This is a genomic window from Sphingobacterium sp. G1-14, from assembly GCF_002196555.1.
GTDB lineage: Bacteria > Bacteroidota > Bacteroidia > Sphingobacteriales > Sphingobacteriaceae > Sphingobacterium > Sphingobacterium siyangense.
Map to the genome: position 1 here is coordinate 289,833 of NZ_CP021381.1, position 22,085 is coordinate 311,917.

The 22,085-nt window shown below is 43.3% G+C and carries 14 protein-coding genes, 2 tRNA genes and 3 rRNA genes; 14 read left to right on the top strand and 5 right to left on the bottom strand.

Features of this window, described 5'->3' with window-relative positions:
• Positions 1-66: 66 nt before the first annotated feature.
• The 4 genes from CBM24_RS01295 to CBM24_RS01310 all read left to right on the top strand — a co-directional run bounded on the left by CBM24_RS01295 (position 67) and on the right by CBM24_RS01310 (position 5,750).
• Positions 67-3,123, top strand: a complete 3,057-nt coding sequence (locus tag CBM24_RS01295) for a beta-L-arabinofuranosidase domain-containing protein (RefSeq protein WP_088159944.1) — start codon at positions 67-69, stop codon at positions 3,121-3,123.
• Between the two features lie 137 nt (positions 3,124-3,260).
• A complete protein-coding gene (locus CBM24_RS01300; RefSeq protein ID WP_088159945.1) occupies positions 3,261-3,938 on the top strand; it encodes a response regulator transcription factor in 678 nt (225 codons plus the stop codon).
• Positions 3,935-5,218 carry a sensor histidine kinase gene (locus CBM24_RS01305; protein ID WP_088159946.1) on the top strand — a complete coding sequence of 428 codons (1,284 nt, stop codon included), beginning with the start codon at positions 3,935-3,937 and terminating at the stop codon, positions 5,216-5,218. Before CBM24_RS01300 ends, CBM24_RS01305 begins: the two co-directional genes overlap by 4 nt.
• An 82-nt stretch (positions 5,219-5,300) precedes the next feature.
• A complete protein-coding gene (locus tag CBM24_RS01310) occupies positions 5,301-5,750 on the top strand; it encodes a PepSY-like domain-containing protein (protein WP_088159947.1) in 450 nt (149 codons plus the stop codon).
• Positions 5,751-5,853: 103 nt separating this feature from the next.
• Here the strand turns inward: CBM24_RS01310 and CBM24_RS01315 are convergent, their stop codons facing one another.
• The 3 genes from CBM24_RS01315 to CBM24_RS01325 form a co-directional block, all read right to left on the bottom strand.
• The gene (locus CBM24_RS01315; RefSeq protein ID WP_088159948.1) at positions 5,854-6,873 is read right to left on the bottom strand and encodes a DUF4625 domain-containing protein; all 1,020 of its coding nucleotides are present in this window, start codon (positions 6,871-6,873) and stop codon (positions 5,854-5,856) included.
• Between the two features lie 44 nt (positions 6,874-6,917).
• Complete coding sequence (locus CBM24_RS01320) at positions 6,918-7,394, bottom strand: DUF4625 domain-containing protein (RefSeq protein ID WP_075990700.1); 477 nt, start codon at positions 7,392-7,394, stop codon at positions 6,918-6,920.
• Between the two features lie 111 nt (positions 7,395-7,505).
• Entirely contained in the window at positions 7,506-9,674 is a 2,169-nt protein-coding gene (locus tag CBM24_RS01325) for a TonB-dependent receptor (RefSeq protein ID WP_088159949.1), read from the bottom strand.
• A 367-nt stretch (positions 9,675-10,041) separates the two neighbouring features.
• On the opposite strand from CBM24_RS01325, the gene CBM24_RS01330 reads away from it, so the two are divergent.
• The 3 genes from CBM24_RS01330 to lepB all read left to right on the top strand — a co-directional run bounded on the left by CBM24_RS01330 (position 10,042) and on the right by lepB (position 13,167).
• Entirely contained in the window at positions 10,042-10,515 is a 474-nt protein-coding gene (locus CBM24_RS01330; protein ID WP_088159950.1) for a hypothetical protein, read from the top strand.
• A 333-nt stretch (positions 10,516-10,848) separates the two neighbouring features.
• Complete coding sequence (locus CBM24_RS01335) at positions 10,849-11,580, top strand: hypothetical protein (protein ID WP_088159951.1); 732 nt, start codon at positions 10,849-10,851, stop codon at positions 11,578-11,580.
• 9 nt (positions 11,581-11,589) lie between these two features.
• Positions 11,590-13,167, top strand: coding sequence for a signal peptidase I (gene lepB / locus CBM24_RS01340; protein WP_088159952.1), 1,578 nt, complete (start codon positions 11,590-11,592; stop codon positions 13,165-13,167).
• 67 nt (positions 13,168-13,234) lie between these two features.
• Here the strand turns inward: lepB and CBM24_RS01345 are convergent, their stop codons facing one another.
• Complete coding sequence (locus tag CBM24_RS01345; protein WP_157698349.1) at positions 13,235-13,855, bottom strand: hypothetical protein; 621 nt, start codon at positions 13,853-13,855, stop codon at positions 13,235-13,237.
• 58 nt (positions 13,856-13,913) lie between these two features.
• Between CBM24_RS01345 and CBM24_RS27135 the strand changes: the two genes are divergently transcribed.
• The 7 genes from CBM24_RS27135 to CBM24_RS27140 all read left to right on the top strand — a co-directional run bounded on the left by CBM24_RS27135 (position 13,914) and on the right by CBM24_RS27140 (position 20,805).
• On the top strand, positions 13,914-14,069 hold the full coding sequence (locus CBM24_RS27135) for a hypothetical protein (protein ID WP_157698350.1): 156 nt from the start codon (positions 13,914-13,916) through the stop codon (positions 14,067-14,069).
• A 1,128-nt stretch (positions 14,070-15,197) separates the two neighbouring features.
• Positions 15,198-16,727 (top strand): 16S ribosomal RNA (locus tag CBM24_RS01355).
• A 121-nt stretch (positions 16,728-16,848) separates the two neighbouring features.
• Positions 16,849-16,922, top strand: a tRNA-Ile gene (locus tag CBM24_RS01360).
• An 11-nt stretch (positions 16,923-16,933) separates the two neighbouring features.
• Positions 16,934-17,007 (top strand) — tRNA-Ala (locus tag CBM24_RS01365).
• Positions 17,008-17,234: 227 nt separating this feature from the next.
• A 23S ribosomal RNA gene (locus CBM24_RS01370) occupies positions 17,235-20,116 on the top strand.
• A gap of 124 nt (positions 20,117-20,240) precedes the next feature.
• Positions 20,241-20,352: ribosomal RNA gene (gene rrf, locus CBM24_RS01375) — 5S ribosomal RNA — on the top strand.
• Together the 16S, 23S and 5S rRNA genes with 2 tRNA genes alongside form the textbook arrangement of a ribosomal RNA operon.
• 15 nt (positions 20,353-20,367) lie before the next feature.
• Positions 20,368-20,805 carry a hypothetical protein gene (locus CBM24_RS27140; RefSeq protein ID WP_157698351.1) on the top strand — a complete coding sequence of 146 codons (438 nt, stop codon included), beginning with the start codon at positions 20,368-20,370 and terminating at the stop codon, positions 20,803-20,805.
• Between the two features lie 187 nt (positions 20,806-20,992).
• Here the strand turns inward: CBM24_RS27140 and CBM24_RS01380 are convergent, their stop codons facing one another.
• Positions 20,993-21,802: a hybrid sensor histidine kinase/response regulator gene (locus CBM24_RS01380; protein ID WP_317042056.1), complete on the bottom strand. Its 810-nt coding sequence runs from the start codon at positions 21,800-21,802 to the stop codon at positions 20,993-20,995.
• Positions 21,803-22,085: the final 283 nt, after the last annotated feature.

Below are 22,085 nucleotides of genomic sequence, written 5' to 3' on the forward strand. Positions count from 1 at the left end.
ATAGCTTTGACCGGGCTAGAGGGTGATCTTTAAACAATAAATCATTAGCGAATAAAAGATAGCGATATGAAAAGATATACGATATATTTTGCAGCAATTCTCACAATTTTTATCAAAATGACAGCTGTAGCTGTGGCACAGGGTGGGGATCAGATCCTAGATGGTATCGGGGAGACAGGCATGGTGGCCCGCTATGTCTTTGATGGGGATTTTAAGGATTGGTCGCGCAATGGGCTACATGGTAAATTCCAGGGGACAAAAGCGTCATTTGTGTCAGATAAGCAATTTACAAAGGTGCTTTCTCTCGCTGGAGGAAAGGACGATTTTGTTGTACTTCCAGCGCAAGTACTCGCTGATCTCGAGTCAATCAGCATTACAGGCTGGATGTACTTACGTGCAGCGCAGTCTGGCCAGTATTTATTCGATTTTGGACAAGATATCGCGAGGCATTTTGCAGGGACACCAACAGGTACAGCGCTACAAAATGGCTATATGGGGATAATCGCCCAAAAGAAGGCCGAAGTAAAAAATGCAGTCTCTTCGGCTGTGCCTTTAAACAAATGGGTGCACTTGGCCATTGTGGTTGATATTGCTACGGGGACCATGCAAACATATTTGGATGGTATGCCGGCTGGAGAAGTTAAAGACATCCCACAGGAGCTGACCGAGGTTTTTGGACAGACAGGTAGTAAGAGGACACTATACATCGGAAAATCCCTGTTAGGTGGAAATTTAAGTTTAAATGCACTGTTGCATGATTTTCGCATTTATCGTGTGCCACTGAATCAAAACCAGATCGGCATGGTGTATAGAAATGCGTTGAAGGGTGTGCGTGAAGATGTTGCTTCTAAAGGTAAGGCTGAGGATGACCTACCGCGATTTCCAATGAATAAAGCAGCGCTTTATAATGCCTTCTTAACAGGGGTTGCAGATGTCACCGTAGAAACAGCGATAGGCGAGCTGCCTCGATTGCCGAGTTATGTCTTCGGTACATATAAAGACGGTATGGTGGGACCAAAAGTGCGTGTGTTGTGGCCTGCACCAACCGACAATAGTGCCGTCGCGCAGCAAACAGCTTACACCGTCACGGGGCGTGTTCCCGGGACAGATCTGAAACCCAAAGCCATCATTACAGTCAAAGGGAAGGTAAAGTCCAAGATGCCTAGCTTAAAATTGGAGGCATTTCACTTGGATCAGGTTTCCCTTAATACGGATGTAAAGCAGCATCAAACGAAGTTTATTGAAAATCGCAATAAATTCATTGATACATTGGCAAAATCGGATCCCAATTCATTCCTCTATATGTTTCGACACGCGTTTGGGCGAAAACAACCGATCGGTGCGCAACCTTTGGAGGTATGGGACAGCCAGGATATCAAACTGCGCGGTCATGCTACAGGACATTACCTGACGGCAATTGCACAAGCTTATGCGAGTACAGGCTATGATAAGGCACTCCAGTCAAAATTTTTGGGGAAGATGGATACCATGGTCAACGTGCTTTATGCCTTGTCAAAGTTGTCGGGTACGCCGAGACAAGCGGGACAGGCTTCTATTGCGGATCCTGCTGCGGTACCTTATGGCCCCGGTAAATCAGCTTATGATTCTGACCTGAGTGACGAAGGAATCCGTACAGATTATTGGAACTGGGGACTTGGCTTTATCAGTGCCTATCCCCCGGATCAGTTTATTATGCTTGAACATGGCGCAAAATATGGCGGGCAGAAGAACCAGGTTTGGGCACCTTATTATACCCTGCATAAAATCCTGGCCGGCCTGATGGATGTTTATGAGGTAAGTGGAAATAAAAAAGCATTGGAGATCGCGCAGGGAATGGGCAATTGGGTGTATACACGCTTAAATAAAGTCCCGACAGAGACATTAATCAAGATGTGGAATACGTATATCGCAGGTGAATTTGGTGGAATGAATGAAGTGATGGCAAGGTTATATCGTATAACGGGTGAAGAGAACTATTTAAAAACCGCCCGCTTATTTGACAATATTGATATGTTCTACGGCAATGCCGCGCATACGCATGGACTGGCCAAAAATGTAGATACTTTTAGGGGGTTACATGCCAATCAGCATATTCCTCAAATTGTGGGCAGTATGGAGTTATACCGGGTATCCAATGAGCCCCAATATTATAAAATTGCGGACAACTTTTGGTATAAGGCCACCAACGATTATATGTATAGTATCGGTGGTGTGGCTGGGGCCAGAAATCCGGCCAATGCCGAATGCTTTATTAGCCAGCCGGCGACATTATATGAAAATGGATTTTCTGCAGGTGGGCAGAACGAAACCTGTGCAACCTACAACATGCTGAAATTGACAAGTGACTTGTTTATGTTCGATCAGCGCGCAGAGTTGATGGATTATTATGAACGTGGATTATACAATCATATCTTAGCTTCTGTTGCAGAAAATAGTCCAGCAAATACGTATCATGTGCCTTTACGCGCAGGATCTATTAAGCAGTTTGGAAATGCCAATATGAAAGGCTTTACCTGCTGTAATGGTACGGCTATTGAGAGCAGTACTAAATTGCAGAATACAATCTATTTTAAAAGCAAGGATGATCAGGCGCTGTATGTCAATCTGTATATTCCTTCTACCTTACACTGGACGGAACGCGGAATCAGCGTCGAGCAACAAACCAGTTTTCCGAAAGCGGATCAAACAGCGCTGACCATACGGGGGAATGGCAAATTTGACCTTCATGTGCGGGTGCCAAGCTGGGCAACAAAGGGATTTTTTGTTGCAATAAATGGAGTCGATCAAAAAATTAAAGCTGAGCCGGGCACTTACCTGACCTTAAACCGTACCTGGAAAGATGGCGATGTGATTAACCTTAAAATGCCATTTCAGTTTCATCTGGACCCGGTTATGGATCAACCCAATATTGCCAGCCTATTTTATGGACCGATCTTATTGGCAGCCCAGGAACCTGCAGCAAGAAAGGACTGGCGTAAAGTAACCTTAGACGCAAAGGATATTGCTAAGTCTATTAAAGGGAATCCCGAAACATTGGAATTTTACATTGATGATGTCCTTTATAAACCTTTTTATGATACTTACGGACGTCATTCGGTTTACCTGGATGTCAGCTTAAAATAAGAGGCAAGCAGTGTGTTCCTAAATCTTTCCCAAATTCAAGGTACCTTTGTCATAAACAATTGTGTATGTAAATTGTCATTTAGCATGGACAGAATACTATTGTTTACACAAGTTTTTCGCTAAATAGAATTAAGAAGATGAAAATATTGGTTATTGAAGACGAAGCGGATTTAAGGGAAATTGTGAAGGCATCTTTACTTAAGGAAGAATATACGGTAGAAACTGCCGCTGATTATGGATCAGCTCTTGAAAAAGTCGCTGTTTATGATTACGATTGTATCCTGCTCGACATCATGTTGCCTGGAGGTAATGGTTTGCAGATCCTCGATCAGCTCAAAAATGAAGGTAAGTCCGATAATGTGATCATTATCTCCGCGAAGGATTCTCTGGACGATAAGCTAAAGGGACTCGAGCTTGGGGCCGATGACTATTTGACAAAACCCTTTCATATTGCTGAGCTGAATGCACGGATTAAAGCTGTGTTACGAAGGAAACAACGGGAAGGTAAGAATACATTGGAAATGGGAAACATCGTGCTGGATCTTAATGAACGCTGCTTATTTATTGCACAGGAGCCTGTGCCGTTAAATCGGAAAGAGTTCGATATGCTCAACTACTTCTTATTGAACAAAAATAGACTGGTCAGCAAAAGTGCGCTGGCAGAACATGTATGGGGAGATAATACGGACCAGGCGGATAATCTTGATTTCATCTATTCACAGATAAAAAACTTGCGCAAAAAATTCTTGGCTAGTCATGCTGATGTGGATTTTGAAGCGGTATATGGAATCGGTTATAAACTTGTCGAAAAATGAGATTAGCCAACCAAACACTAAAGTATCTTTCTATCTCCGTGTTGGTGGTCATCGCCCTCTGGTCAACAGTGTTCTATCTATTTATGCTGGAGGTGATCCACGATAATATCGACGAAGAACTCGAAAACCAAAAGCGGCTCATTATCCAAGAACTTTCCAGCAATCCTACCGTAGCCCCAGATTTAGAGTTTGGGATAAATAACTATAAGGTACGCCAGATTTCCGAAGAACAGGCCCTTAAGATGCAAAACGTTTATAAGGACACCATGTTGTATATGCAGGACGATGATGATCCCCAGCCGGAACTGGAACCAGTCCGAATGTTGACGACAGCATTTGAACATCAAGGACATTATTATGAACTTTCGATCATCAACTCGATGATCGAAGAAAGCGATCTAATCAAGAATCTCTTTTATTCTGTTGTTATTTTATTTGTTTTGTTGGTCATCAGTATCGTATCCATCAATAAAGTCGTCATAGAACGTTTATGGGGACCATTATATACTTTCTTGGATCAGTTGACACGGTTTCGTTTAGGCAAAACCAAGGAGAAGCCTACTATGGATACGCAGATCCAGGAATTTAAAGACCTAAAGCTTGCTGTGGCTACCTTAATTCGCCATAACGAAGAAAGCTATGAACAGCAAAAACAGTTTATTGGCAATGCTTCTCATGAATTACAGACACCATTGGCTATTATGATCAACAAATTGGAAATCATGGCGGAAACAGAGGGGTTGAACCAAGAACAGTCAGAGACTGTCGCAGCAGTATTAGCTACTGCCGAGCGGCTTGTGCGCCTCAATAAATCCTTGTTGCTGTTGAGTAAAATTGAGAATAAACAATTTTTGCACAATGAGGATCTTTCGTTCAATACGCTTGTGCTGAATATTGTAACGGAGTTTGAGACCATTGCTGAATTTAAACAGGTAAAAATCAATGTTGTACAAGAGGATCAGCTGGGGGTACAAATGGATGGTGCTTTGGCTAATATAGTGGTATCAAATCTCCTGCGAAATGCTTTGTTCCACAATAGATTAGGCGGCGAGGTGAATATCCATATAACGAACAAAGGGCTTACGGTGTCCAATACGAGTACACATGCAGCGTTGGATGCTAATCTGGTATTCTCCCGTTTTTATAAATCAGATGCAGCATCCAAAGGTACTGGCTTGGGGCTGGCCATTGTGCAGGCCATCTGTCACCTCTATGGCTTTGTAATCGTCTACCGTTATGAAAATAATCAGCATAGCTTTCAGCTCAATATGTTACCTTAGAAAATATAGTAGGAGAAGGTAAGTGTTCCCAAATCTTTACAGATTCGCTTTTTTATTTTGTAGTACACTTAAAAATAGAATCATGAACTGTAAATTAATCTGGAGTGCTTTCGTGCTTGCACTGACAACAACAGGAGCTATTGCTCAAGATATACCACAAAGTCAAGTGCCCGCTGTAGTGGTGAATAGTTTCCAACAGAAATTTCCAAAAGCCCAAAAAGTAGATTGGGAATTGAAGGGGAATGTTTATGAAGCTGAGTTTGAAACGGGCCTATTTGGCATTGACCAAGAAGCTTGGTTTCAGCATAACGGAAAACTTTTGCGGTATAAAACTGAAATCAACAAAAGAGAACTACCAAAGAGTGTGCTGAACCGGGTGAAAAGAGATTTTCCGGGATATCGTATTGAAGACGCAAAAAAGATTACCGCCGAGCAGAAAGTGAGTTATGCGTTTGAAGTGAAAAGTCGAAAAGAGGAGTGGAAGCTGGTACTCGATCCACAGGGAAATGTGCTTACGAAAGTAAGGGACTAAACGATATTTCTGTACAAATAAAACCTTCATGATTTTACACGCACTCATAGCGGCGAAATCATGAAGGTTCTTTTGGGCAGGTAGGCTGAGTTTATCGCGCTAACTAATCTTCTCCTTCCTCTGCGTGGAGTTCAAAAGATAGCTTTATGAGGTCTTGACCAGCAAACTTAGTGGCATAATCCGATAAGTTCCAGTCAGTACGGGTAACTTTTGCCTTTGTGCTGGCATCGTTAAATTTGCGAAGTACAAAGAATACATTTTTCTCACCTTCATTGTCTTTTCCTGCTGTAAAATAAGTGATAATCCCTGTCGTCTCCGTTGCTCCGTTGACTGCAGAGCCATCACCATAGGTCGTTTCTTTCGTTTGAAAGATCGCACCGCTACCTGTACTGCTGTTGGGGTTTAAAACAAAAGGACCACCCGTAAGGAATGCTTTGTAATAATCTGCTGTTGCTTTATTGCTGATATATTGCGCCTGGATTTCTTTGGAAGAAGCATCAAATTGTTTTAATTCAATTTTATAGATACCTGCGGGATTGAGGTGAGCATGTCCTCCGGCCAATGCTGTTCCCTTGTCGTCAAAGCTGATAGCAATTGGTTCTACTTTTTCTTTGTCGGCAAGATCATGGAAATGGTCTCCATGGGCTTCGCCGGCTACTTCCGTAAATACAAGCTTATAAGCAACTTTGGCATCTGAACCTTGTATAGTCAACGGTGATTCAGCTGTAGTCGCATTTCCGGCTTTGTCGGTTACCGTAAAATGAAAATGATATGCCCCGGCGGGAACATCAGCGGGAACATCAATGTGTTCATGAAATGTCGCATTTTTCACGCCAATGTATTTTCCATCCGTATAGGCTTTTGTAAACTTATACTGACCACCACCTTCTTGATGAATCTCAATTTCGATTTTAGCAATCAGTGCTTCGGCAACAATATCACCTTCAAGATGAAGATCTGATCCCGCTTGGACAGTTTTGTTATTGCCACTGCCGATTTCAAGTGTGCCTATCTGGGGTTTTGCAAGTGCTGGAATTTCCTCGTTATCTTTCTTACAGGACGATAGGAAGCCTAAAAGAATTGTACTTAACAGGAAGAAGAAGCGAATGTTTCTAGTTTTCATGTAAAATGGATTTAATTAAATTGAGTTGATAAATAGGTATGGTATTACTCGAGTATACGGATGCTGATCCCCTTCTGGCTACTCCATCCCGCCAGGTCAGTCACCTGAATCATAAAATGATAATTACCCGGATCGATATCTGCTGGCACATCGATTTTTAATTCGGCATCATATTGCTGTGGTTGCCCCGGAATATTGACTGTCTTGACCAAGGTGAAGGGCTTGATGGGAGTTTTGATCGCCTCAACCGTGCATTCGCCGATTTCTGTACTATGCGAATGATGGTCAAAATTATGGTGTACGTCGATGCTATAGCTCCCGAGCGCGACATTATCAGATAGCTTACTGTGGAAAGTAAAACTTGTACCTCGTTTAATTGTGCTGCATTGTTTTGGGAAAGCCGTTTCCGAATCGATGGCGATGGTCGGTTTTTCGGTATCAATGCTTTCCTTATCTTTTTTACAGGCAACAGTCATGGCAAGTAACACTGTAATAAGTGTGTATTTTTGAAGTGTTTTCATATATAAATTTTATTCATTTGTGTATGTGTTAAGCGATATTCATAAGCTTGCGATGCTCGTATATTGCTCAACGGTTGTTTATCGGGAGCAAAGGGTTTAGTTTTAATAATCTTATGATCGGGACTGTTTTCCAAAGGGAACTCCAATGGATAGGATAAAATTCCTTCCCTGTTCAGGCAAAGAGATCAGCCTATAAAAGCTGGTATGATCCATATATTTCTTGTCAAAGAGATTTTGAACCTGTAAGCGTAATTGAAGGACAGATCCCGAAAACCGAAGTTGTGTTCCTGCCCGGAAGTTGAAGACCTGATAATCTGCTGTGGACTCTTCTGGTGGAACAACATGATATTGCGCTGCTGTCCATTTGCAATCGACGGAAAGGTAGGTCTCTTTAAAATGTTTGCCATTTTTTGCTGTCCAGCTGATGTCCATCAAAGCTGAAGGTGCCGGAGAGAAAGGAAGTGTATATCCTTTCTTTGCACCCGATAGTTGTTCCGATCGAACATATTCACCCAATAATTCTACTTTCCATTGTTTCAGAGGCTGATAGCTGAGCTTCAATTCTGCTCCATAACGGCGAACACGACTTTCCATATATTCAAAGATTTGATTGCCGGCACCATAATATTGATCGTAGCTTGACGTAGGATTGAGATAGATATAATTGGAAAAGTAATTAAAGAATGGTGTAAAGGCAACAAAGACTTTTCTAGGACTCCAGGTCAATGATAAATCCAGTTGATAGGATTGTTCGGGAGACAATGATTGATTGCCTCTTTCATAACTGAAGTAGTGATAGTTGACACCATTGGCGCCGAGCTCCTGTGCAATGGGGGCCCTGAAACTTTTTCCTACATTGATTTTTGTTTCCAGATCGCCGAATTGATGTGCCGCTCCTACAGACCAAACCAGACTATTGAAACGGCGGCTGAGCGCCGAAGCCCGGACTATTCTGCCCGACTGATTCTCTTCCAGCTGTGATTCGAACCAATCCTGATAAGGTGATGTCTGAATATGGCTGTAATCGTAACGCAATGCCCCATATAGCATGGTTTCGTCCGCGAGTTTGTATTGATCATAGACGAATAGGCCCATTGCCTTTTGGCGAAAAGTGGGGATAAGGAAGCTCCAACCATCAATACGGTTATCCTGATACTCTCCATTTGCGCCAATGGTAAGTCGATGTGTGGCCAACTCAAATTGGTCTTTTACAGAGATACTATAGACCTGTTTGTCATATAACCTTTCCAAATTGATGGGGATAGTCATATCTTTTGGATAAACAGGTGGCATATAACCATGCGCGGTGTAATTGTTATATTCTTGCCGGTAATTTTTCTGATAGCCCAGGTCTATCCAAAGCTTGTGCTTATCCAGATCGATAGAGTTGCGGTTAATAAGTTTCAGGTGATTGACCGTCTGGCTTGGGAAACCAATGTCACGACTGGATTTGTCATAAAGTGCTGTATCTACGCCCCTTGGTTCCAAGCCGTGCGCATTGGCAAAGAAGCCAAACTTTGTATGATAATTACTCAGGTAGAAAATCGAAGAAAAACGATCCGATAGATATCCGCCGCGTAGTTGAAAATGTGTCTCTCGTCCCGCAGTGTTACGAACATGCCGATCTTTTAGGCGTACCGCATAATTGTAAACATAGACTGTATCTGTGGGGACACGGTAATCGCCATATTCCAGGTGCGTGAATCCTCCTCCAAATACCCAATTCCCTTTTCGGCCCTGTGCTTGTAGCGATCCGCCAAAAGTCGCGTTGTTTGACTTTGTTAATAGGTTAAACTGCCCTTTAAAACCTGTCTCCTGTAGTTCCGCTGGCGGTGATAGCCGAATGACACCACCAATGGCATCTGAGCCATACAAAAATGAGCTGGCCCCCTTTAGTACCTCGGCACTCCCTACACTGAATTGATCGATTTCCAATCCATGATCCAACCCCCATTGCTGGCCTTCATGTTTAATGCCATTTTCTACCGTGGCCACACGATTAAATCCGAGCCCTCTAATCTGCGGTTTAGACTGATTAGCACCTATGCCTATGGCATTTACGCCGGGAAGCCTGCTTAGTGTCTGCATTAAACTTCCCGCCTGGTATTTTTGTATAGAGTCGGCAGTCAATAGCTGGATCGATAATGCTCCTTCTGCTGCCCGGTGATAACGTCGCCCGCCAACTTTTACTTCTTCAAGCTCGATACTCTTCTCCTGTCCATAACATGGGAAAAATAGCTGTTGTGCTGCGATAAGTGAAAAAATGATATACCTATTCATCTATGTGGATTCGATTCGTAAAGCGTAATTCGTGCAATACATATGGTATTCCAATTAATATATTGCAATTAAGTTGCAACAAAGCTAATAAAAAAAAGAAATAAAAAGCAACAATGTTGCATGATAAGGCTTGAAGAAACAAATCCCTGATTTCAGCGATAGTAATATTTTTCGGCTTCAATTATCTTTGATTTAGAGTGTTATGCATTGGTGAGTGGTATTCATAATTAGAAAAAGGCACTGGTGAAATAGCGGTTGCTAGCGTAACCTAAACAGATTTTTGATGCACTAAAGCTTGTCCTATGGATGATGTGGTGTTGCTATTTTTACGAAAAATGAGGAAAAACAAATTATAAAATAGATCAATATGATTAAACAATTTATTACGGGCATGATGACCGCAGCGGTTCTGAGCCTGTCAAGTTGTGGTTCGGGAGAAAAAGATCCTGCAGCATACAACAATTCAATTATTACCGTTATAAATAGTAGTGAAAAACATGTGACAGACATGAATGCCGCCATGAATGGCTCCGATTATACGAAAGCCGAACGGGTCCGCGCAGATTGGGAAAAATCTTTGAATGATGATATCAAGAAAGTCGAAGATCTGGGAGATTTCAAAGGCGATGCGACATTCCAAAAAGCCGTTCTTGATGGCTTAAATGGGTATAAAAAAATCGTTACGGAGGATTATCCGAAATTGATTGAACTCCGAAAAAATAAGACACCTGATGCTGCTAAAGAGTCTGCATTGCTTGAAAATATCAATAAAGCGTTTGAAAATATGAGCAATGGTGTCAATCAAGCATCCACAGCATTTGAAAGTAAATATAAAAGTTAATCTTTTTGCATAAGCAATCAGTTAAGCCACATCACCGAAAATGATGTGGCTTTGTTTTTTTGAAGTACAGCTGTTGTTTACTGGAGAAATACGGCTGTATCGACTTGTATTGTTAGAGGTCGTTTTTAGGGATCTTAAAATCTTTGCGCAATATTGTAGGAATGCGCCTAGCAAAACAAAATGCTAACAAACGTTAAAACTCCGAAGGCCGAACTTGAATTTCATATTTTTATGTAGTTTTACATGAAGCTTGGACGGAGAGTGCCAAGTATATCATTAATACAATCAAAATAGGTTAATAGGTTCGTAAGCTATTGACAAATACAGACTCCAATGAAAGCCATATCAATTTTAACTGCCGTGATTTTGTCTTCCTGTGTAGGCATCTCGATCACAGCTCACGCACAGGAAGTCGCCAAAAATTTAGACTACTTAGTGCTTATGAATGCAGATACCCTTTATGGGAAAATCTCCTCTGTAAAAGATCAAAAACTCAAATTTGAGAATCAGCAAAAAGAAAAGTTAACGTTTGAGCCGGGCGATATCTATCGTGTATATTGGCAGTCCAAAAAGAAAGTTTATGCGCCCTCTTATGTAGAAGACGGATTAGAAGCTGTGCCTGGGACATCTCCAAAGATGTATCGAATTCAGAAGGGGCTCAATCAAAATCCCACTTTCGCAGAAGTACTGGCTGATGGAGAAATTATTGCATATTATGTTTCGGAAACGAAGGTCAGTGGTGGGGCCGGCATCGCTATTGGTGGTGGTGCAGGTACGATGGGAAATATCATGGTCAATAAATATAAACATGCTTATGCATTGAAAAAATCAACTGGCGAGGTCGTTGAAATCAATAGCAACCATAATGGGTGGTTTAGTGATGTCAAAAAGAAAAGGCCAATTATTTTCGCCAAGTTGATCAACGACGAACCGGAGTTATTTGCTGAGTTTGAAAATGAAAAAAAGTATGATTATGATCTTTTTATTAAATATATCATGCGATATAACGAATTACAAAAATCGAAGAGCTCTCCGGAATCAACAGAGCGATTGTTTATTTATTAAAACGAATTTATGATACTTACCATCTTTATTGTATTGACTATAGTCGCAGCCTACGGCTTTTGGTTGCTATTTGAAAAGGCAGGGCGCAAAGGCTGGGAGGGAATTGTTCCCGTCTATAGTCAGTGGATTCAATCGCGGATACTCGGCAAGAAGACCTGGCAGCTTATCCTGTTGATTGTTCCGATCGTCAATGTTTTTATCTTTTATAATCTCTACCTCGATTTTATTCATTGTTTTGGGAAACGAAGGTTTTGGGAAAACTGCGCTGCTGTGCTGGTTCCGTTTATCGTGCTACCACTTTGGGGCAGAGATAAAAATGTGCAATTTCTGAATGGGTTATATGCCAAAAATCTGAAAGTAGCGCATGCCGAAGGTCGCGTGGCGACAAAGGAATCTGAACTGGAAATTGCGCATCAATCGTATACAGACTATAAGAAGAAATATCCCTATAAAAAATCGATGGTACGAGAATGGGCGGATGCGATTGTTTTTGCGACTGTCGCTGCAACCTTGATTCGTGGTTTTTTATTGGAGGCATTTATGATTCCTTCGGGGTCTATGCAACAGTCTCTCCTCATTGGAGATTATCTTTTTGTCAGTAAACTAAATTACGGCCCCCGTATTCCAAATACACCTATAGCCTTTCCTTTTGCACATCATACGATGCCATTAGTAGGGGGAAAAGCATTCTCCGAACTCATTAAAATTCCTTACAAACGATTGCCCGGATTTCAAGAAATAAAACGGAATGATGTGATCGTTTTTAATGCACCTGCAGGTGACACCGTTGCTGTTGAAAATCAAGACTTGCCCTATTATGACTTGGTGCGTAGCATGGGGCGTGAAGCAGTACATCAACAATTTACAATTCAGACTCGGCCAGTCGATAAACGCGAACATTTAATTAAGCGCTGTGTGGGAATGCCCGGGGATAAAATCAGCATGACAGAAGGAGTATTGTTTGTGAACGACCAACCAGGTTTTGTAGCCCCGGAAAGCCAGATGGATTATACCGTGATCACAGATGAGGCAGGTCTGGACGAACAGCGCCTGAGAGATATGGGAATAGAAGTCTCTGCTATTCAGCCCGGAGTTTATGTAATGTTTTTAACGAAAGATCAGGCAGCCATGGTGAAATCCTGGTCCAATGTCAAATCTATGCAAATGAACTTGGAAAAACCGGGAGTGGCTCAAGCAAATACTTTTCCGAACGATCCACAATATAAATGGAACTACGATAACTTTGGCCCATTTGTTATTCCTCGAAAGGGCATGACTATTCCTCTGAATGCACAGACCTTACCACTCTATGAGCGAGCCATAAGGGTGTATGAAAATAACCTGTTGGAAAAGAAAACAGATGGGCTTTATATCAATGGAAATCGAACAGATTCCTACACCTTTAAAATGGATTATTATTGGATGATGGGAGATAATAGGCACAACTCGCTCGATGCGAGGGACTGGGGATTTGTTCCTGAGGATCATATTGTCGGAAAAGCATTATTTACCTGGATGAGCTGGAACGCAAATGGCAATGGGCTTTCCAAAATACGATGGAATAGAATTTTTAAAGGTATCCATTAATAAAGAAAGAATACTGACAAAAAAAGGGGAAATGATTACTATAATTATTTCCCCTTTTATTTTTTAGTCATTCTAGAAATGCAGTGAAAAGCCTATCCTTGCGCTGAAAGCATTGATGCCATCGGCATTGTCGTTTTAAGCCATGATCATAATGTACTGCCGGCTCTATGGCAATGTTTTCTTTTAAAAATAGGGCATAACCGAGTTGACCTCCGAAAATCAAAGCATTCTCGCCACCACTATTAATACCACCTAGATCTACCTGCACGGGAAATTGATTGATAATATAGTATTTTAATCCCGCTTTATAAATAAACGAATGTGTAGAATTCAATTCGATTTTTTGGCCATCAAAATCGAATACATATCTTTGACCAGTGAAACCTAATCCTGCTTTGACAGCTAGTTTATCTTGGAAAAAATAACCTGCTTCACCGCCTACAGACCAGAGCTGGGCGCCATTGTTGGAATAAAAGCTAAAGCCGGAAGTAGAAAGGCCGGTCAGTGGCGAGAGATTCCTTTTGGTATTACTTATCAGTTCAACTTTAGTCCCGGAATTGAGGTAGGTCACGTACACCAGACACGTCCATTGTTTAATTTCCGTCAGCAGAATATGAATAAACCGAGAAGACAGGGTTCGGATTGGAGATCCGATCGGATGATGGGAGAGCGTAATCCTGCCGTTCATCAACTGAATTTTGTTAAAACAGCCTGCGAAGTGGCCAAATTGGATTTGACAGATTTATTTGATAAATACGGATTCTTTTTTGTTGGTACGTTGGAATACGACGATTATGTATACCTATACCATGACGCAGGAAGTGGTTGATGCCTGTCGCCTGGCAATTAAAAACATGAACTTGCCCAAGCCTAAGGCTGATCTTACAGCATTAAGAGATTAGAGCATGTAAACTATAATAACGTCTGACGCTCCGAATCATCTAAATTGATTCGGAGCCTTTTGTTTGGTTGTTATGTTTTTTGAACTTAGTCGTTATTCTAAACGTGTTACAAGCTGAACGCTTTCTCTTGCTCATTTTCTTTGATCCCATAAACCCTCCAAAAATGCCTATATCATGGTGATTCTGGTTGGATGCTGGGATACTTGTAGGGTTATTTACATAATGTTATGTTTATTCGCTTTTATTTAGTTCTTCTTTAAGTTAGATTTTAATTAGTATTTAGTTAGCTTTTGGTTAGGATTTATTTAGCTATAACCTAAGCTATACCTAAACAAACCCTAAGTAAAGTAGTAAAAGAGTGTGATCATTTAATGGGTAATCCGGAGCGGTGTATGCTCTCATTCTTTTGCTGTGCTGCGGTATTCTTCTGTTGTTCTCTGTTCGGGTATGTTTGCGTTTTCCGATCTCCCTTTGCTATGCTGTGTCGGTGGGGCAGTAGACCCGGCAGGTGCAATTCAGGATGTTTTCGTTACCTGATGCCGCTATGTGGCCCAATCTGGCGGCCGGATCAGCCATTTCAGCCTTCCGATCACCTGTTTTACAAAAAGAATCTCGCACCGTTACAGGCAGTTAAGGATAAAATGAAAATAATAAGAACAAAAGGCTTGGAAGTCTGCCCGAAAACTCCCTATCTTTGCACCACTCCGCAAGGGAGAGACGGTTACTTCGAGAGAAGGAGCCATGAAAAAAGAAGGGTTTAAGAGAAGCCTGGCAGGATCTAAAATCCCGCCCGGTTTAATTTTAAACGCGGAAATCGAAAAAAGGGAAAAGAAAAAAAACTTGAAAAAGTTTTTGGAAGTTCAGAAAAGATTTCTACCTTTGCAGTCCCAACGGAAACGAAGGGAAAAACAAAAAAGATAAAGAGGGGCGCAATGCCCATCGGAATATAGCGGATACGGAAGTTGAAGCGACAAAGTTCTTTAAGAAAACACAATCATGTAAGCGTGACGAGTAGACAAACGAAAGTCATGAACAAATTCAAGTAATTCGTTCAATTCGATCCAAGATCAGAGATATAAAAAAAGAATTCTGATTATTATAAATAGTTGGAATCAAAAACTTCATTTTACAATGGAGAGTTTGATCCTGGCTCAGGATGAACGCTAGCGGCAGGCCTAATACATGCAAGTCGGACGGGATCCATCGGAGAGCTTGCTCGAAGATGGTGAGAGTGGCGCACGGGTGCGTAACGCGTGAGCAACCTACCTCTATCAGGGGGATAGCCTCTCGAAAGAGAGATTAACACCGCATAACATATCTGACCGGCATCGGTTAGCTATTAAATATTTATAGGATAGAGATGGGCTCGCGTGACATTAGCTAGTTGGTAGGGTAACGGCTTACCAAGGCGACGATGTCTAGGGGCTCTGAGAGGAGAATCCCCCACACTGGTACTGAGACACGGACCAGACTCCTACGGGAGGCAGCAGTAAGGAATATTGGTCAATGGGCGGAAGCCTGAACCAGCCATGCCGCGTGCAGGAAGACTGCCCTATGGGTTGTAAACTGCTTTTGTCCAGGAATAAACCTAGATACGTGTATCTAGCTGAATGTACTGGAAGAATAAGGATCGGCTAACTCCGTGCCAGCAGCCGCGGTAATACGGAGGATCCGAGCGTTATCCGGATTTATTGGGTTTAAAGGGTGCGTAGGCGGCCTATTAAGTCAGGGGTGAAATACGGTGGCTCAACCATCGCAGTGCCTTTGATACTGATGGGCTTGAATCCATTTGAAGTGGGCGGAATAAGACAAGTAGCGGTGAAATGCATAGATATGTCTTAGAACTCCGATTGCGAAGGCAGCTCACTAAGCTGGTATTGACGCTGATGCACGAAAGCGTGGGGATCGAACAGGATTAGATACCCTGGTAGTCCACGCCCTAAACGATGATAACTCGATGTTGGCGATAGACAGCCAGCGTCCCAGCGAAAGCGTTAAGTTATCCACCTGGGGAGTACGCCCGCAAGGGTGAAACTCAAAGGAATTGACGGGGGCCCGCACAAGCGGAGGAGCATGTGGTTTAATTCGATGATACGCGAGGAACCTTACCCGGGCTTGAAAGTTAGTGAAGAGTGCAGAGACGCACTCGTCCTTCGGGACACGAAACTAGGTGCTGCATGGCTGTCGTCAGCTCGTGCCGTGAGGTGTTGGGTTAAGTCCCGCAACGAGCGCAACCCCTATGTTTAGTTGCCAGCATGTAATGGTGGGGACTCTAAACAGACTGCCTGTGCAAACAGAGAGGAAGGTGGGGACGACGTCAAGTCATCATGGCCCTTACGTCCGGGGCTACACACGTGCTACAATGGATGGTACAGCGGGCAGCTACATAGCAATATGATGCTAATCTCTAAAAGCCATTCACAGTTCGGATTGGGGTCTGCAACTCGACCCCATGAAGTTGGATTCGCTAGTAATCGCGTATCAGCAATGACGCGGTGAATACGTTCCCGGGCCTTGTACACACCGCCCGTCAAGCCATGAAAGTTGGGGGTACCTAAAGCATGTTACCGAAAGGAGCGTGTTAGGGTAAAACCGATAATTGGGGCTAAGTCGTAACAAGGTAGCCGTACCGGAAGGTGCGGCTGGAATACCTCCTTTCTAGAGTATCGAAGATCGGTGCTCGTCACGTTACATATGATTGCAGGAAGAAAAAACATCAGAAGAAAGTGCCCGCCCCTAAGGGAGCAGGACCGAGAGAAAGAGATGAACAAGATAAGCTAGTCCCGTAGCTCAGTTGGTTAGAGCACTACACTGATAATGTAGGGGTCAGCAGTTCAAATCTGCTCGGGACTACGAAAACGAATGGGGAATTAGCTCAGCTGGCTAGAGCACCTGCCTTGCACGCAGGGGGTCAACGGTTCGAATCCGTTATTCTCCACATCTCCGGTGAAGTATATAAAGATATACTTCAGGATACCGGAAAAAGAGTTCTTTGACATATTGAAAGAGAAAAAAAATTACAAGAGAAGACAACAGTATAGAGACAATACGTGTATGTGTCTGAAGTAAGGGAGAGACCCTCGGTGAATGCCGGACGATCCCGAACCTAGCATATGTGTATATATATCAAAAGCAGCCGCATAGTAGCAAAAGGCTATGCCGGTGAAGAAAGTAAATAAGGGCACACGGGGGATGCCTAGGCTCTCAGAGGCGAAGAAGGACGTGATAAGCTGCGATAAGCTTTGGGGATTGGCAAATGCGACTTGATCCAGAGATTTCCGAATGGGGCAACCTGACTATTTGAAGAATAGTCGTATAAAACGCGAACGCGCTGAACTGAAACATCTAAGTAGGCGTAGGAGAAGAAAATAACAATGATTTCCCAAGTAGTGGCGAGCGAACGGGAAAGAGCCCAAACCGATCATGTTACGGCATGGTCGGGGTTGTAGGACCACGACATTGTACAGCGCTATGAACTGGAAGCAGGTGGGAAACTGCGCAATAAGGGTGAGAGCCCCGTACAGGTAAAGAATGTTGACATAGTGGTATCCTGAGTACCGCGGGACCGGAGAAATCCTGTGGGAATCCACCAGCACCATCTGGTAAGGCTAAATACTCCTGAGAGACCGATAGTGAACCAGTACCGTGAGGGAAAGGTGAAAAGAACCCCGAACAGGGGAGTGAAAAGAACCTGAAACCGTGTGCTTACAAGCGGTTGGAGCAGGCAGGTCCTGTGACAGCGTGCCTTTTGCATAATGAGCCTACGAGTTACTCTTGTCTGGCAAGGTTAAGTCCTTCAGGGACGCAGCCGAAGCGAAAGCGAGTCTTAATAGGGCGCATAGTCAGATGAGGTAGACGCGAAACCTTGTGATCTACCCTTGGGCAGGTTGAAGTTGCAGTAACATGTAATGGAGGACCGAACCGATAAACGTTGAAAAGTTTCCGGATGACCTGAGGGTAGGGGTGAAAGGCCAATCAAACTGGGAAATAGCTCGTACTCCCCGAAATGTTTTTAGGAACAGCGTCGGCGTAGAGTTTGATAGAGGTAGAGCTACCGATTGGGTGCGGGGGAGTCAAATCCTACCAAATCCAGACGAACTCCGAATGCTATCAAATATAGCCGGCAGTGAGGCTTTGGGTGCTAAGGTCCAAGGCCGAGAGGGAAAGAACCCAGACCATCAGCTAAGGTCCCCAAATTCGTTCTAAGTTGAACTAACGAGGTCCGGTTGCCCAGACAGCTAGGATGTTGGCTTGGAAGCAGCCATTCATTTAAAGAGTGCGTAACAGCTCACTAGTCGAGCGGCCGGGCGTGGATAATAAACGGGCATCAAGAACGGTACCGAAGCTATGGATTTGCATTGAAAGATATGCATCTGGTAGGGGAGCATTCCATCGCCGGGGAAGCAGTTTGGCAATGAACTGTGGAGGTTATGGAAAAGCAAATGTAGGCATAAGTAACGATAAGGCGGGTGAGAAACCCGCCCACCGAAAGACCAAGGTTTCCTGATCAACGTTAATCGGATCAGGGTCAGTCGGGACCTAAGGCGCACCCGAAGGGGGCAAGCCGATGGACAACTGGTTAATATTCCAGTACTCTTCATAACTGCGATGTGGTGACGGAGTAGTGACACTGCCGCGAACTGACGGAATAGTTCGTTGAAAGGCGTAGGTATAGGGACGGTAGGCAAATCCGCCGACCCTGCTGAAACCCAATAGTACAGCAAAGCTCCGGTGGCGCTGATAGAGCAGGTAAACAGACTTCCAAGAAAACCCGCTAAGCTTCAGGTTATGAAGACCCGTACCGCAAACCGACACAGGTGGTCGAGGAGAGAATCCTAAGGTGCTCGAGTGAGTCATGGCTAAGGAACTCGGCAAAATGGCCCTGTAACTTCGGGAGAAGGGGCGCTGTCTCGTAAGAGCAGCCGCAGTGAAAAGGCCCAGGCGACTGTTTAACAAAAACATATGGCTTTGCAAAATCGCAAGATGAAGTATAAGGCCTGACACCTGCCCGGTGCTGGAAGGTTAAGAGGGGATGTCATCGCAAGAGAAGCATTGAATCGAAGCCCCAGTAAACGGCGGCCGTAACTATAACGGTCCTAAGGTAGCGAAATTCCTTGTCGGGTAAGTTCCGACCTGCACGAATGGTGTAACGATCTGGGCGCTGTCTCAGCCATGAGCTCGGTGAAATTGTGGTATCGGTGAAGACGCCGATTACCCGCAACGGGACGGAAAGACCCCATGCACCTTCACTATAGCTTAACATTGAGATTGGGTACAGGATGTGTAGGATAGGCGGGAGATGTTGAAGTGGCTTCGCCAGGAGTCATGGAATCAACCTTGAAATACCGCCCTTTCTGTATTCGGTTTCTAACTCGGCAATGCCGAGGACATTGTTTGGTGGGTAGTTTGACTGGGGTGGTCGCCTCCAAAAAGGTAACGGAGGCTTTCAAAGGTAAGCTCAGTACGCTTGGTAACCGTACGTGGAGTGCAATGGCATAAGCTTGCTTGACTGTGAGACCGACAAGTCGAACAGGGTCGAAAGACGGACATAGTGATCCGGTGGTTCTGTATGGAAGGGCCATCGCTCAAAGGATAAAAGGTACGCTGGGGATAACAGGCTGATCTCCCCCAAGAGCTCATATCGACGGGGAGGTTTGGCACCTCGATGTCGGCTCGTCACATCCTGGGGCTGGAGAAGGTCCCAAGGGTTGGGCTGTTCGCCCATTAAAGTGGCACGCGAGCTGGGTTCAGAACGTCGCGAGACAGTTCGGTCCCTATCTGTTGTGGGCGTTGGAAGTTTGAGTGGATCTGACCTTAGTACGAGAGGACCGGGTTGGACAGACCTCTGGTGAACCTGTTATGCCGCCAGGTGTACGGCAGGGTAGCTACGTCTGGAATAGATAAGCGCTGAAAGCATCTAAGTGCGAAACTAGCCACGAGATGAGACTTCCTTATAGGGTCGTAGAAGATGACTACGTTGATAGGCCATAGGTGTAAAGGTTGAGAGACCAAAGCCAAGTGGTACTAATAGCCCGAAGCTTTCTCAAGCAGACAGACACTGTTGTCTTCCTCTTTAATTTTTAAGAAACAAACAGGAAACGTAACTCTTTCAATAGCTATGTCAGTTGGCATGAAGATGATCATATAAGATCACAATGTCAATAAAGATTTTTAGGTGCCTATATCGGCGGTGTCTACCTCTTCCCATTCCGAACAGAGCAGTCAAGCCCGCCAGAGCCGATGGTATTGCCGTAACAGGTGGGAGAGTAGGTCGGTGCCTTTTTTTACACGGAAGCCCTTGCTGGAAACAGTCAAGGGCTTCTTTCGTTTAAGTACTTCCGTATTTCCATGTACAGGCTATTGCATATCCTCCGCCTTTCGGTTATCGCAGCACAGGACCGTCGGTGAGCCTGCTCCATCGGAAGCTGTTCCGCAACTGTCGCTATCCTGCAACTGTCACTGTGCTCAGTGGTACTGGTACACTGCCCCTATCTCTCTTAAACCCAATGTCCTTTTCTTTAAGCCTGCAAGCTGCAGCATTACTTCCCGAATAACCGGATATTCCTCAGAAACTCTTTTCATCCCTTTGCGGGAGATAGCTAGAACATGGCGAAGTTTTGAATTAGGACTATCGGCATCGGCCTTTATTGCTATTTATGTTGTCTATAAACAGCTTCGTAATAGGTTTGTAGCTTTTGCCTATGCTAGCGGTGGATTATATGGTCCTTGTTTGTAAAAATGGAGTTAAGCAAGAATAGGAAGGCTATCCAATTCCGTAAGGAATCTTGATACGGCAGGTAGTTTTTTTTACACAGGTATTGAAGAGTAATGTCTTTACTTAAATACCGCAAGTAAACGCGAGTAGGAGTCAAAAAAATTAGGGAAGGTCAAAAGGCCTTCCCTAATTTTTTTGACTAGCACGCTTACAAAATCTTTGCTATAAGCTGAGCAAGGATAGCCTTGTCCAGAGGCTTGGTCATAACACCATCGAATCGATGTACCTGGCCTTCGGGAATTTGTACGGTTACTTGTGACTCGTCTGAAGTGAGGGCGATAACCTTGCTGTTCCATTCCTGTTTAAGATTACTGTCTTTGACAGTATTCAAAATGTCCCAACCGGTAGGGCCAAACATTTTGAGATCAGTAATGATAATGTCAGCGTTATTCTTTTCGAGGTATGCGATTGCAGTGGAGGAATCTTCGAAAATCTTTACATCATAGAAATGTAGTAATGCCTGTTTAACAAATAAGTTATTAATTGGGTTATCATCAACAACAACAAAACGTAAGTTTTTTGAAAGTTTGTCTAAGCTCGTTATTTGTTTCATGTATTTAATTTCTTCGGTTAATGGAACGACTAATGTAAATATGGATCCCTTACCCTGTTGGCTTCTAACACTTAAGGTTCCGTTTAGTTGCTCGGTCATAAGCTTAGATATATGTAAGCCCAATCCGAAACTATACTTGGATTTTTGATCGGTCATATAATATTGTTCGAAAATATGTCCTTGATCTTTTGCAGAGATACCTTTTCCTGTATCCTTAACTACTATATGTAATTTGGAGCTCTGATCGCTGCTGATAAATGCTTTCACCTCGATCTGACCTTTATTTGTATATTTAATCGCATTGCTCAGCAGATTGGAAACAATCTGACGTACACGATATGTTCCGCTTTTGATTGAGATGTTGGGATCAATATCAATATAACTAATGAGCTTCGTAGAAAAGATTCGTCAATTTATTTTTAGAACTATATGTTTTATTTAAACGGGCTTCGGTTTTTTGGTACTCAATATATTGATAGGTAAATATCGAACCGATATAAACCAAGGAAAGAATCAGAAAAGCAATTAAAACTGTCCTGATAATAACTAATTTTTTACTGTTTTTCACGTTATTGTTCTTTCACCCCAATAAGTTAGCTATAGCCTATTTTGTTTTGTCTGGAAGTCAAATTTAATACTAAAAAATGATATCCTCTTGGTGTGCCTGTAGTCAACGAGCTACTTTTTG

Bases quoted from the DNA above. Each gene is read 5' to 3' on its own strand.
- CBM24_RS01295 (WP_088159944.1), top strand. From the start codon at position 67: ATGAAAAGATATACGATATATTTTGCAGCAATTCTCACAATTTTTATC.
- CBM24_RS01300 (WP_088159945.1), top strand. From the start codon at position 3,261: ATGAAAATATTGGTTATTGAAGACGAAGCGGATTTAAGGGAAATTGTG.
- CBM24_RS01305 (WP_088159946.1), top strand. From the start codon at position 3,935: ATGAGATTAGCCAACCAAACACTAAAGTATCTTTCTATCTCCGTGTTG.
- CBM24_RS01310 (WP_088159947.1), top strand. From the start codon at position 5,301: ATGAACTGTAAATTAATCTGGAGTGCTTTCGTGCTTGCACTGACAACA.
- CBM24_RS01315 (WP_088159948.1), bottom strand. From the start codon at position 6,873: ATGAAAACTAGAAACATTCGCTTCTTCTTCCTGTTAAGTACAATTCTT.
- CBM24_RS01320 (WP_075990700.1), bottom strand. From the start codon at position 7,394: ATGAAAACACTTCAAAAATACACACTTATTACAGTGTTACTTGCCATG.
- CBM24_RS01325 (WP_088159949.1), bottom strand. From the start codon at position 9,674: ATGAATAGGTATATCATTTTTTCACTTATCGCAGCACAACAGCTATTT.
- CBM24_RS01330 (WP_088159950.1), top strand. From the start codon at position 10,042: ATGATTAAACAATTTATTACGGGCATGATGACCGCAGCGGTTCTGAGC.
- CBM24_RS01335 (WP_088159951.1), top strand. From the start codon at position 10,849: ATGAAAGCCATATCAATTTTAACTGCCGTGATTTTGTCTTCCTGTGTA.
- lepB (WP_088159952.1), top strand. From the start codon at position 11,590: ATGATACTTACCATCTTTATTGTATTGACTATAGTCGCAGCCTACGGC.
- CBM24_RS01345 (WP_157698349.1), bottom strand. From the start codon at position 13,855: ATGAACGGCAGGATTACGCTCTCCCATCATCCGATCGGATCTCCAATC.